The sequence below is a fragment of the uncultured Granulicatella sp. genome (assembly GCF_963516875.1).
In the GTDB taxonomy this organism is placed as follows: Bacteria; Bacillota; Bacilli; order Lactobacillales; family Aerococcaceae; genus Granulicatella.
The window spans coordinates 1-12,519 of the sequence record NZ_CAUQCL010000015.1 but is presented as its reverse complement, the minus strand read 5'-3'; the positions used below and the strand labels follow the sequence as shown (position 1 = coordinate 12,519).

The 12,519-nt window shown below is 34.2% G+C and carries 13 protein-coding genes; all 13 read left to right on the top strand.

Features of this window, described 5'->3' with window-relative positions; genetic code table 11:
• Nucleotides 1–45 precede the first annotated feature (45 nt).
• Complete coding sequence (gene truB / locus RWM24_RS06450; RefSeq protein ID WP_314112638.1) at nucleotides 46–948, top strand: tRNA pseudouridine(55) synthase TruB; 903 nt, start codon at nucleotides 46–48, stop codon at nucleotides 946–948.
• Between the two features lie 15 nt (nucleotides 949–963).
• A complete protein-coding gene (ribF, locus tag RWM24_RS06445; protein ID WP_314112636.1) occupies nucleotides 964–1,905 on the top strand; it encodes a riboflavin biosynthesis protein RibF in 942 nt (313 codons plus the stop codon).
• An 11-nt stretch (nucleotides 1,906–1,916) separates the two neighbouring features.
• Nucleotides 1,917–2,348 carry a GNAT family N-acetyltransferase gene (locus RWM24_RS06440; RefSeq protein WP_314112634.1) on the top strand — a complete coding sequence of 144 codons (432 nt, stop codon included), beginning with the start codon at nucleotides 1,917–1,919 and terminating at the stop codon, nucleotides 2,346–2,348.
• A gap of 11 nt (nucleotides 2,349–2,359) precedes the next feature.
• The gene (gene purB, locus RWM24_RS06435; protein WP_314112632.1) at nucleotides 2,360–3,655 is read left to right on the top strand and encodes an adenylosuccinate lyase; all 1,296 of its coding nucleotides are present in this window, start codon (nucleotides 2,360–2,362) and stop codon (nucleotides 3,653–3,655) included.
• Between the two features lie 61 nt (nucleotides 3,656–3,716).
• Entirely contained in the window at nucleotides 3,717–4,280 is a 564-nt protein-coding gene (gene efp / locus RWM24_RS06430) for an elongation factor P (RefSeq protein ID WP_006702601.1), read from the top strand.
• A gap of 126 nt (nucleotides 4,281–4,406) precedes the next feature.
• Nucleotides 4,407–5,267 (top strand): helix-turn-helix domain-containing protein, encoded by an 861-nt coding sequence (locus tag RWM24_RS06425; RefSeq protein WP_314112631.1) that lies wholly within the window; start codon nucleotides 4,407–4,409, stop codon nucleotides 5,265–5,267.
• A 100-nt stretch (nucleotides 5,268–5,367) separates the two neighbouring features.
• Nucleotides 5,368–5,577, top strand: coding sequence for a hypothetical protein (locus RWM24_RS06420; RefSeq protein WP_314112629.1), 210 nt, complete (start codon nucleotides 5,368–5,370; stop codon nucleotides 5,575–5,577).
• Between the two features lie 86 nt (nucleotides 5,578–5,663).
• On the top strand, nucleotides 5,664–6,314 hold the full coding sequence (locus RWM24_RS06415; RefSeq protein WP_314112627.1) for an aspartate/glutamate racemase family protein: 651 nt from the start codon (nucleotides 5,664–5,666) through the stop codon (nucleotides 6,312–6,314).
• A gap of 323 nt (nucleotides 6,315–6,637) precedes the next feature.
• Entirely contained in the window at nucleotides 6,638–7,678 is a 1,041-nt protein-coding gene (hrcA, locus tag RWM24_RS06410; protein WP_314112625.1) for a heat-inducible transcriptional repressor HrcA, read from the top strand.
• 14 nt (nucleotides 7,679–7,692) lie between these two features.
• Nucleotides 7,693–8,256 (top strand): nucleotide exchange factor GrpE, encoded by a 564-nt coding sequence (gene grpE / locus RWM24_RS06405; protein WP_314112624.1) that lies wholly within the window; start codon nucleotides 7,693–7,695, stop codon nucleotides 8,254–8,256.
• A 39-nt stretch (nucleotides 8,257–8,295) separates the two neighbouring features.
• Nucleotides 8,296–10,131: a molecular chaperone DnaK gene (gene dnaK, locus RWM24_RS06400; protein ID WP_314112623.1), complete on the top strand. Its 1,836-nt coding sequence runs from the start codon at nucleotides 8,296–8,298 to the stop codon at nucleotides 10,129–10,131.
• Between the two features lie 71 nt (nucleotides 10,132–10,202).
• Complete coding sequence (gene dnaJ / locus RWM24_RS06395; RefSeq protein ID WP_314112621.1) at nucleotides 10,203–11,375, top strand: molecular chaperone DnaJ; 1,173 nt, start codon at nucleotides 10,203–10,205, stop codon at nucleotides 11,373–11,375.
• A 477-nt stretch (nucleotides 11,376–11,852) separates the two neighbouring features.
• On the top strand, nucleotides 11,853–12,416 hold the full coding sequence (locus RWM24_RS06390) for a hypothetical protein (protein WP_314112619.1): 564 nt from the start codon (nucleotides 11,853–11,855) through the stop codon (nucleotides 12,414–12,416).
• Nucleotides 12,417–12,519 lie beyond the last annotated feature (103 nt).

Sequence of the window (12,519 nt, the reverse complement as noted above, 5' to 3'; positions counted from 1 at the left end):
TATGATAAGTTATTAAGTTAAATTTATTGAAAAAGGAAGAAATCAATGGACGGATTTTTACCACTATGGAAAGAAAAAGGAATGACTTCATTCGACTGTGTCTTTAAAGTTAGACGCTTATTACAAACGAAAAAAGTAGGGCATTCAGGAACTTTGGATCCAGAAGTAGATGGCGTATTACCAATTTGTGTTGGAAAAGCAACAAAAGTGGTAGAGTATTTATTAGAATCTAATAAAGTCTATCAAGGAGAAATCTGTTTAGGCATTGCCACTGAAACAGAAGATGCTCATGGAGAAATTGTGAGACAAGAAGCGATTATAACTCCATTTACAACAGAAGAAATCGATGCCATGATGGAAACTTTCATTGGAGAAATTACTCAAATTCCTCCAATGTATTCTGCTGTAAAAGTTAATGGTAAAAGACTGTACGAATATGCTCGAAAAGGGCAAGCAGTAGAACGTCCAGAAAGAAGAGTGAAGATTTACGAGTTTAAACGAACTTCGAATCCGGTTTATGATAAAGATTCTAAAACGCAAAAATGGACATTTGAAGTTAGTTGCAGTAAGGGGACTTATGTTCGTACTTTAGCAGTTGATTTAGGAGAAAAACTAGGTGTTCCTGCTCATATGTCTCAATTAACTCGTATTAAAAGTGGACCATTTGTTTCAGAACAATGTGTGACCTTATCACAATTAGAAGCTTTAGTAGAACAAAATCAAGCACAATCCATTCTTCGTCCTTTAGAAGAAGTGTTTGAAACATACCCTAGGGTGGATGTTCCAGAGGAGTTCATTACAAAAGTGAAAAATGGCGCCATTTTAACAACAGCTGAATTACCACAAGTGATAGAACCTTCAACTTTTTATATTGAAGGTGAATTAATAGCCTTATATGGACCTCATCCTGAGAAAAAAGGACTATTAAAACCGATTAAAATGTTTTAAGGAAAGAGAGATAACATGCAAATTATAAAAATCACCCATCCTTATGACCCTTCTCAAATTGTTCAAGAACCGATTGTGTTAGCACTTGGATTTTTTGATGGGATTCATTTAGGACATCAGGAAGTGATTCAACAAGCAAAGGAAAAAGCTCAAGAACTAGGCGTGAAATTAGTATTAATGTCATTTGACCATCATCCTTCCATTATTTTCCAAGGAGCAGATCCAGACGAATTACAATATCTATCACCCTTTGAAAGAAAGGTAGAGTTATTAGAAGAATTTGGCATAGATATTTTTTACGTTATTGATTTTACAAAAGAATTTGCTTCATTAAGTCCGCAAGAATTTGTTGATCAATACATGGTTGGGCTAAATGCTGTAACTGTTGTTGCTGGATTTGATTACACTTATGGAAAAAAAGAGATTGCCAATATGGAATTATTACCCACTTATGCAAAAGAAAGATTTTCGATTGTTACGATTTCAGAACAGCAGACAGAAACACAAAAAATTGGTTCAACAGCGATTCGACACTATTTAGAAACGGGTCAAATTGAAGAAGCAAATGCCTTATTAGGCTATGAATATACAATGATTGGAAAAGTTGTTCATGGTTTTGGACGTGGAAGTGCCTTATTAGGATTTCCAACAGCGAATATTGATGTTTCAACGGATACTTATTTATTGAAAAAAGGAGTTTACATTGTAGAAATTCAAGTAGAAGATCAGTGGTATCCTGCGATGGCTTCGATTGGAGTGAATCCAACGTTTAATGATGTAACGAAAATTACGATTGAAGTCTATATTTTAGATTTCCAAAGAGATATTTATGAATTCCCAGTAAGAGTAAAATGGTTGCATTATTTACGAGATGAATTAAAATTCGATGGAGTAGAAGCACTTATTGCTCAATTAAAAGAAGATGAAGTAAATACTAAAAAATATTTTGAAAAATAATGGTGAAAAATATGTGGTACTTGAAAAATTTTGACGAATTATCTAAGAAAGAAGTCATTGAAATTTACAAAGCAAGAATTCAAACCTTTATTGTGGAACAACAATTAAATTATCAAGAAATTGATGAGATTGATAAAAGAGCGTGGCATTTATTTGAAACAGATGAAAATGGTAAAGTGATTGCATATTTACGAATTTTCCAAGAAGTGGATGGAGCTCATATTGGACGTGTTATTGTTGATGAAGCTTATCGTAGACAAGGAAAAGGAACTGCACTGATGGAAAGAGCGATAGAAATTTGTCAAGAATGGTATGTTGATCAACCGATTATGATTCATGCACAAACGTATTTACAGCAGTTCTATGAATCATTAGGCTTCGAAGTTTGGTCACAACCTTATCAGCTAGTTGGAATTGAACATATGGATATGATTTTAAAATAGGAGGCATTTGTATGATTACTCGTTACACAAGACCAGAAATGGCCAAGATTTGGTCAGATGAAAATCGTTATCGTTGTTGGTTAGAAGTTGAGATTTTAGCTTGCGAAGCTTGGGCAGAGTTGGGAGAGATTCCAAAAGTTGATGTCCAAAAAATTCGTGACAATGCTAGTTTTTCAGTGGAAAGAATTTTAGAAATTGAAGAAGAAACAAGACACGATGTTGTAGCTTTTACTCGTGCAGTGAGTGAAACATTAGGGGAAGAACGTAAGTGGGTTCATTATGGTCTAACAAGTACAGACGTAGTGGATACTGCCTATGGTTATCAATTAAAGCAAGCGAATGATATTTTACGTAAAGATTTAAGATGTTTCTTAGAGATTATCCAACAAAAAGCACTTGAACATAAATATACTGTTTGTATGGGAAGAACGCATGGGGTACATGCAGAGCCAACGACCTTTGGATTGAAGCTTGCATTATGGTATTCAGAAATGAAACGGAACATCGAACGATTTGAACGTGCTGCTCAAGGTGTCGAAGCTGGAAAAATTAGTGGAGCCGTTGGAACTTTTGCTAATATTCCAACTTCTGTAGAAGCCTATGTATGTAGTCAGTTACAAATTCGTCCTCAAGAAATTTCAACACAAATCTTATCGAGAGATTTACATGCGGATTATATTTCAACGATTGCTTTAATTGCGACTAGTATTGAAAAATTTGCCACTGAAATTCGTGGCTTGCAAAAATCAGAAACACGTGAAGTCGAAGAATTTTTTGCAAAAGGTCAAAAAGGTTCTTCAGCAATGCCACATAAGAGAAACCCAATTGGTTCAGAAAATATGGCTGGCTTATCAAGAGTGATACGTGGACACATGGTAACAGCGTATGAAAATGTCAATTTATGGCATGAAAGAGATATTTCGCATTCTTCAGCAGAACGTATCATTATTCCAGATAGCACGATTTTACTAAATTATATGTTAAATCGTTTTGGTAATATTGTTAAAAACTTAACGGTATTTCCTGACCGTATGCTTAAAAACATGGATGCAACATTTGGATTAATTTATAGCCAACGTGTTCTATTAAAATTAATTGATAAAGGATTAAGTCGTGAAAAAGCTTATGACTTAGTACAACCATGTACAGCATTGGCGTGGGATGAACAACGTTCATTTAGAGAAATTATTGAAAACCATGACGAAATTATGTCACATTTAACGACTGAAGAATTGAATGATGCCTTTGATTATCACTATCATATTCGACAAGTTGATGAAATTTTCCATAGAGTTGGACTTGACTAGTGCATTTTTCTAAAAAATATGGTATAAACGTATAGTAAACAAAATATGAAGGAGAGTTAACATGATTAACGTAAGTGATTTAAAAGCAGGAATGACTTTCATTCTTGATGGAAAATTAATTAAAGTGTTGGAAATCAGCCACCACAAACCAGGTAAAGGAAATACTGTAATGCGTATGAAAATCCGTGACGTACGTAACGGATCAACAGTTGATACTACTATGAGACCTGATGAAAAAGTAGAACGTGCTCACATCGATACAAAAGACGTTCAATACTTATACAGCCAAGATAATGTTGGTGTATTCATGGACTTAGAAAGCTATGAACAATATGAAATTCCAGAAGAAACAATCGAAAACGAATTGAAATACATTTTAGAAAACATGGAAGTTAAAATCCAATTCTACGGAACAGAAGTAATCGGGGTTTCATTACCTTCAACAGTTGTATTACAAGTAACTGAAACTCAACCATCTATTAAAGGTGCTACTGTTACAGGTTCTGGTAAACCAGCAACAATGGAAACAGGATTAGTCGTAAACGTTCCAGACTTCATTGAAGCTGGCGAGTACTTAGAAGTAAACACTTCAGAAGGTACATACGTACGTCGTGCAACTAAATAATGAAATGAAGGATAACAGTTTGCATATGCGAGCTGTTATTTTTTTATCGAAATAAGTGTAGAATTTCGCTATGTTTGTGATAAAATGATGAAAATGTAATCAAATATGAGTAGTGGATGTGAAGTTATGAATCAATACGGTTATTTACTAAAAACTTTAAGAAAAGAAAAAGGAGTTTCTCAATCAGAATTATCAGAAGGAATTTTATCCAAAAATCATTTATCAAAAATTGAACGTGGTGAAAATGATATCTCTTTTCAAACTTTATTAAAACTATTAGATAGATTGAATATTTCCCTTTTTGAATTTGAATTACTCTTAGATAAGACTCAGAATAACCAATCTACTTTTTTAAAAGACTTATCTATTGCAGTAGTAAATAATGATTTGTACTTATTAAATAAATTATTAACTCGGGAAATTGAATTAAAAAGAAAATCTAATAATATTCGACATAAACATAATGTCATTTTATTGAAGGCTTATATTGATAAATTTTCTAACACTCCATTAAATCATCATGAAATTCAGGAAATTATTCAGTATATCCTAACTGTTGATGAATGTGGACGATATGAAATTAGTTTGTTTGGTAATTTTGTAGGATTTATGTCATCAGATATGAGACACAAATTAGTGAAAATGATTTATCGAAAGAGTCAATTATTTTATTCAGAAAAAAATTATACTGAGATTTTTACTCGAATTTTATTAAATGTTTGTTATGCAGATATCATGGAAAAAAAATTTAATTCTGCAATAGAAGTAATAGACATAATTGAAAAGCATTTAAATCATACAGAATTATATTATGAAAAAAATCAATGTAAATTTTTCAAAGGACTCTATTTAATTGGTACACAAAATAAAGACGAAGGTGAAAAATTATGCAAGAAGTGTATCGAATATTTCTATTTCATGAATAATATTTCAAAAGCTATTGAACATCAGAAAGTGTTGAAGAAGTTTACGGAAGAGAATGCTTAAGTTCTTTATCCATAAATTTGATTGTATTATAATATTTTTTTAAAATTACTGGTAATATCTAATTGTAAATATAATCCTTATGAGAAAGAAGAGTTATTTTATGAAAAATATTAAAGAATATGCATCATTATTGTTACATTCTAAATGGTTCTTACTTATAACAGCTACAAATATTATTATCATTTTCTTGGCGTATTTTACTGAATACTTTAAAAATCGAATTCCTAGTCAAATTTATTTGCAAATATTTTATACGGCTTTTGCGATATATAGATTCAATAGAGAGAAAAAGAAACAAAATAAAAAATAGTTTCTTAAAATAAAAGAAATTCGCTTCTGTTTCCATTTCAACCATCCTATGTTACACTAGCAAAAAGTGTTAAAGAGGTGATAGAGATGAAAATTGCAGTAATGGGTGGAACTCCTGTTGATTCAAGATTAGGAAAGGAATTATTAGAAAAGCATGGTTTTGTCGATATTTTACCAGTGCCTATTTCGAATAATCCGATTGAACAAACAACTTTTCAATCTTCATCTAGTGAATATCGAATGACTTTTATGAGAGAAAAGGTTGAAGAACTTCGATCTGAATATGATGCCATTTTTGTTTATTGTAATTCTCTTAGTTCGGTAGTAGATTTTGATCAATTATCGCAGGAGTATGAGATGCCAATGATTACGCCAATGCAAATGTATCGTCAATTAGCAATGGATTATCAACAAGTGGCTGTCATGGCAGCAAACTCTCATGGATTAATGGGAGTGGAGAATAATTTATATAAAGCAAATCCAAGTTTACAAGTAATCGGCATCACGTTGCTTGAATTAGTCAAATCCATTGAAGCTAATCTCACGCCAAAAGAAATTGCAACAAAGTTTGACTTTAGTAGTTTATTTTCATTTTTTAATGGTAGCAATGTAGAAGCAGTCATTTTAGGATGTACTCATTTTCCGTATATCAAAGAAGAATTAGAAAGTTTGACCAAACTCCCAATTATTGACGTAGGAGAATACATGGTCAAAACATTAAAAGGAAATTTAAAATAAATTTTACAGATATATTTTAAAATATAAGACTCATTTATGTAGTAGCAAACTACAGGGAAAAATTAAGACCTTAGGCTTAATTTTTAGCAATGAGACAGCTTCAGCTGGCTGCTTGCGACCTTGCTACTACATATCACAGTCTAATTATTTTACGGCTATGTAAAGGAAAAATCCCGATACATGGCTTTTTTGTTTTATAAAAAAATTTTGATAAATCAGACTAAAGTCCGAGTGTTTTATTATTGACTTACTTTGACCAATATGATAAATTATACATGTGGTTAGCACTCGTCTTAGTCAAGTGCTAAAGAGAGGTGACCAAAATGTTAACCGATAGACAATTGCTAATCTTACAATCGATTATTCAACTATATACGGAAACATTAGAACCAGTTGGATCAAAAAAGTTGATGCAGCAAACGGGTTTAGCAGTTAGCTCTGCAACCATTCGAAATGAAATGATGAAGCTAGAAGAGATGGGCTATCTTGAAAAGAACCATACCTCTTCAGGACGTGTTCCATCGAATCAAGGGTATCGATATTATTTGGATAATATTTTACCTGTTCAAAACAGTCCAGTTTCATTAAGCATTCGAAATCAAATCCGTGAAACTTTCCAACAATCGACCATGGAAATTCAAGATGTCTTTAAAGTTTCGGCAGATATTTTGTCGACACTGACGAATTACACAACGATTTCCATTGGACCCGAAGTAAGGAGTGCTACATTATCTGGATTTCGACTTGTTCGACTAGGGCTAAACCAAGTAATGGCAATTTTAGTCATGAGCAATGGTTTAGTTGAAAATAAAGTTTACTCGATTCCAAGTGCGATTGATGATTCTGACTTAGATAAAGTCGTTCGAATCATTAATGAGGAATTGATTGGCTTGCCACTAGAAACAGTTCTCCAACGTTTGAAGTCTGATTTACCAGCTTTAATGAATCGATATATGAATTCTCAAATTCAAATTGTTAAGGTGATTCAAGATATGATGAACCAATTTGAACAAGATAGACTCCATGTTGCAGGAAGAAGATATTTATTAAACTACTTCGACTCACATGCCAATGTCCATCATTTAAAAGAAATATATCGATTAATGGATGACCAATCAAAGATGCACGAATTAGTGATGCCTTCTAACAGAGATATCCAAATTCGTTTAGGCTCTGAGATGAATGATCCATTATTAGGAGAATTTAGTATTATTACAGCAAGTTATGAAACTCCAAAACACGATAAAGGAATCATTGCTTTATTAGGACCTAAAAATATGCCGTATTCGAATGTCCTATCGATTGTCAAAGGATTACAAGAAGAGCTCACAACAACAATGGAGCAATATTATAAAAATTTATAAAAGGAGATGGAAGCTTGGAAACAAATGAAGAAAAAGACGTTCAACAAACTCAAGAAGTAGAAGAAGAGAAATCTCCTGAAACAGAAGAGTTTCAAGAAACTGTCGAAGAAACCGTTGAGGAAGAGCCTTCTGTTGAAGAAAAATTACAACAAGAAGTTTCTCAATTAAATGACCAAGTATATCGCTTATCTGCAGAAATTGCAAATATTCAAAAAAGAAATGCAAAAGAAAGACAAGATGCAGCGAAGTATCGTAGTCAATCTCTAGCACAAAACTTATTGAATGTTATTGATAATCTAGAAAGAGCGATTGCCTCACCTAGTGAATCAGAAGAAGCGAAAAATCTTAAAAAAGGGATTGAAATGGTATATGAAGGTTTCTTATATGCCCTAAAAGAAGAAGGTATTGAAGAAATTGAAGCATTAAATCAACCATTCGACCCAAATAAACATCACGCTGTTCAAGCGATTCCAGCTGAAGAAGGACAAGAAAGTGATGTTGTTGTTCAAGTATTTCAAAAAGGCTATATGTTGAAAGACCGTGTATTAAGACCAGCAATGGTTATCGTCTCTCAATAAGCCAACTAAAAAATATTAAATTATAGGAGTGTATGAATTATGAGTAAAATTATTGGTATTGACTTAGGAACTACAAACTCAGCAGTTGCTGTATTAGAAGGAAATGAATCTAAAATTATTCCAAACCCAGAAGGAAACCGTACAACACCATCTGTTGTAGCGTTCAAAAATGGTGAAATTCAAGTAGGTGAAGTTGCAAAACGTCAAGCTGTAACAAACTTAAACACTATTTCATCTATTAAACGTCATATGGGTGACGCATCATATAAAGTTGAAATCGAAGGTAAACAATATACACCACAAGAAATTTCAGCAATGATCTTACAATACTTAAAAGGCTATGCTGAAGAATATTTAGGAGAAAAAGTTGAAAAAGCAGTTATTACTGTACCAGCATACTTCAACGATGCTCAACGTCAAGCAACTAAAGATGCAGGACGTATCGCAGGTTTAGAAGTAGAACGTATCGTGAACGAACCAACTGCAGCAGCTTTAGCATACGGTTTAGATAAAGTAGACCACGAAGAAAAAATCTTAGTATTCGACTTAGGTGGTGGTACATTCGACGTATCTATCTTAGAATTAGGAGACGGCGTATTCGATGTATTATCAACATCAGGAGACAACCACTTAGGTGGAGATGACTTCGATAACAAAATTATTGAATTCTTAGTTGCTGAATTTAAACGTGATAACGGAATTGATTTATCTCAAGATAAAATGGCAATGCAACGTTTGAAAGATGCTGCTGAAAAAGCTAAAAAAGATTTATCAGGTGTAACTTCAACACAAATCAGCTTACCATTCATTACTGCTGGTGAAGCTGGACCATTACACTTAGAAGTAACATTAACTCGTGCTAAATTTGACCAATTAACATTAGATTTAGTAGAACGTACAAAAGAACCAGTTCGTCGTGCATTAAGCGATGCAGGATTATCAGCAAGTGAAATCGACCAAGTAATCTTAGTTGGTGGATCAACTCGTATTCCAGCAGTTGTAGAAGCTGTTCGTAAAGAAACTGGTAAAGAACCAAACAAATCAGTAAACCCTGACGAAGTAGTAGCAATGGGTGCTGCAATCCAAGGTGGAGTTATCTCAGGTGATGTGAAAGATATCGTATTATTAGACGTTACTCCATTATCATTAGGGATTGAAACAATGGGTGGTGTATTTACGAAATTAATCGATCGTAATACAACAATTCCAACAAGTAAATCACAAGTGTTCTCAACAGCTGCAGATAACCAACCAGCAGTAGATGTTCACGTATTACAAGGGGAACGTCCAATGGCAGCAGACAACAAAACATTAGGTCGCTTCCAATTAACAGATATCCCAGCTGCACCTCGTGGTGTGCCACAAATCGAAGTAACATTTGATATCGATAAAAACGGTATTGTAAATGTTCGTGCAAAAGACTTAGGTACTGGTAAAGAACAAACAATTACAATTAAATCTTCATCAGGTTTATCAGACGAAGAAATCGAACGTATGGTAAAAGATGCTGAAGCGAATGCTGAAGCAGATAAAAAACGTAAAGAAGAAGTAGATTTACGTAATGAAGTGGATCAATTAATCTTCACTGTTGATAAAACATTGAAAGACTTAGAAGGCAAAGTAGATGCTGAAGATGTTAAGAAAGCTGAAACAGCTCGTGACGAATTAAAAGCAGCTGTAGAAGCTAATGACTTAGAAGCAATGAAAGCTAAACGTGACGCTTTAAATGAAGTTGTTCAAAACTTATCAGTAAAATTATATGAACAAGCAGCAGCAGCTAGCCAAGCAGCTCAAGGAGCGGCAGGAGCTGAACAAACAAGCTCTCAACCACAAGATGGCGTAGTAGATGCTGACTTCGAAGAAGTACAAGACTAATATAGAGCAAGTAAGAGTGGGAGAACTTCTTCCACTCGCTCTTTTGTAGAATGATATGATAAGGAGGGATAATGGTGGCAAAACGTGATTTATATGAAGTACTCGGAGTCTCCAAAGATGCCTCTGATGCAGATATTAAACGAGCTTATCGTAAATTATCCAAACAATACCATCCAGATATTAATAAAGAAGCTGGAGCGGAAGAAAAATTTAAAGAAATAGCAGAAGCTTATGAAATTTTAAGTGATAGTCAAAAACGTGCTGCGTATGATCAATATGGTCATGCTTCATACGATCCAAACTCAGGATTTTCTGGTGGCGGTTTTGGTGGCTTTGGTGGATTCGGAGGTCAAGGATTCTCTGGAAGTTATACAGGTGGATTCGAAGATATTTTCGATACATTCTTTGGTGGCGGCGGTGGTCGTCGTGGAAATCGTGCCAATATGCCACGTCAAGGGGCAGATTTACAATATGTCATGGACTTAACATTTGAAGAAGCAATTTTTGGTAAAGAAGAAGTCATTCATTACCATCGTAATGCAGAATGCGAAACTTGTCATGGTACTGGTGCAAAACCTGGTACAGATCCTGTAACATGTTCTAAATGTCATGGTGCAGGTGTGATCAATGTTGAAAGAGCAACACCATTTGGTAGAATGATGTCTCAAACAACGTGTGATGTCTGTGGTGGTACTGGACAAGAAATCAAAGAAAAATGTGAGACTTGTCATGGTCACAAACATGTGGAAGAAATGCATAAAGTGAAAGTAAAAGTCCCAGCCGGTGTAGAAAATGGAAACCAAATGCCATTACGTGGACAAGGGGAAGCTGGAGAAAATGGCGGCCCTTATGGTGACTTATATGTGATTTTCCGTGTTGGTAAGAGCGATACGTTTGAACGTGAAGGGGCAGATATTTTCTATGAACTTCCAATCAACTTTGCTCAAGCTGCATTAGGAGATGAAGTGGATGTTCCGACTGTTCACGGTAAAGTGAAATTAAAAGTTCCTGCGGGAACTCAATCTGGTACGGTTCTTCGTTTAAGAGGAAAAGGTGCGCCTAGACTTCGTGGTAGTGGAATGGGTGATCAGCATGTTACAGTACGTGTTGTAACGCCTAAGCATTTAACGGACAAACAACGTGAGGCGATGCAGATTTTCGGAAAAGAAGCGGGTACTCATGTTGAGGGTGAAGGCAATTTCTTCGATAAAATGAAGGATGCGTTTAAGGACAGTTTTAAATAATTACAAAATATTCGAATGACTTCCTAATTATAGTAGTAAAGGACGGCAGCAGCCCTTCGGTCTCATGCCTAAAACTTGAGCCTAGGTCTCAAGTTTTCCTAGTAACAGTAGCCAATTGGCTACTGTTACGCTTACTACTATAGGAAGTCATCTTGGTTTTACGTGACCTAATGAGAGTCCGTATATAAGTCGAATGACTTCCTGTCATAGTAGTATTAGGACGGCAGCAGACCTGCGGTCTCATGCCTAAACTTTGAGCCTAAGTTCTCAAAGTTTCCTGTAATATAAGCTAAATGGGCTTATCTTACTCATACTACTTATGGGAAGTCTTCTTTTTTTTGTTCATTTTATGATTTTTTTCACAAATATATTGTATTTCCTTAATAAATCCATATAATTATAATTAGAAGGTGTGTAGCGTTTTCAAATTTTATTTTAAGAATTATGAAACAAGAAGATGATTAGGGGGAGTTAACAATGAAATGGTGTAAAAATTTAAAATTTATTTTATTAGCATTACTTGTCTGTTCGGTTGCTCTGTTATCAAGTTGTTCAAAAGAAATAAAATATGCTATAAATCCTTATACGAACCTAACAGTTGACTCTGAAAATGATGAGAGCGATGAATTGTTATTTGAACGAGAAGGCGAAATAGATTCAACTTATCTAGAAAGAGCTAAGCAAGTATTTTTAGTAGATTATCCAAAAGAAGAAAAGGAACAATTAGTCGGTAAGACGATAACGATACGTGAACCGTATACTCTTTTTAACGATAATCATAAGGTTTCTTATGACTTTACGGTTTATGTAGAAGATGAACCTTATGCTTATATTGGTTTAAGAAAAGTTGATGAAGATAAGTTTGTTACTTCATTTATGAGAGCGAAGTATTTACCTAAGAGATTTCCGATGAAACATGGGTGTTATCGTTTTACAAAAAGCAAAGAAGGATTGCGTATTGAATCTGTGAAGTATGATCCAACAAAGGAATATGGAAATTTGAATAACGTAATTTATACTTTTGTTCCAACAGAATTGTAATAGTTTTCGAATGACTTCCTGTCATAGTAGTAAAGGACGGCAGCAGCCTCGCTGTTCCGACCCCAAAAAGTTAGACCAAAAATCTAACTTTTGGAGGTCGGTA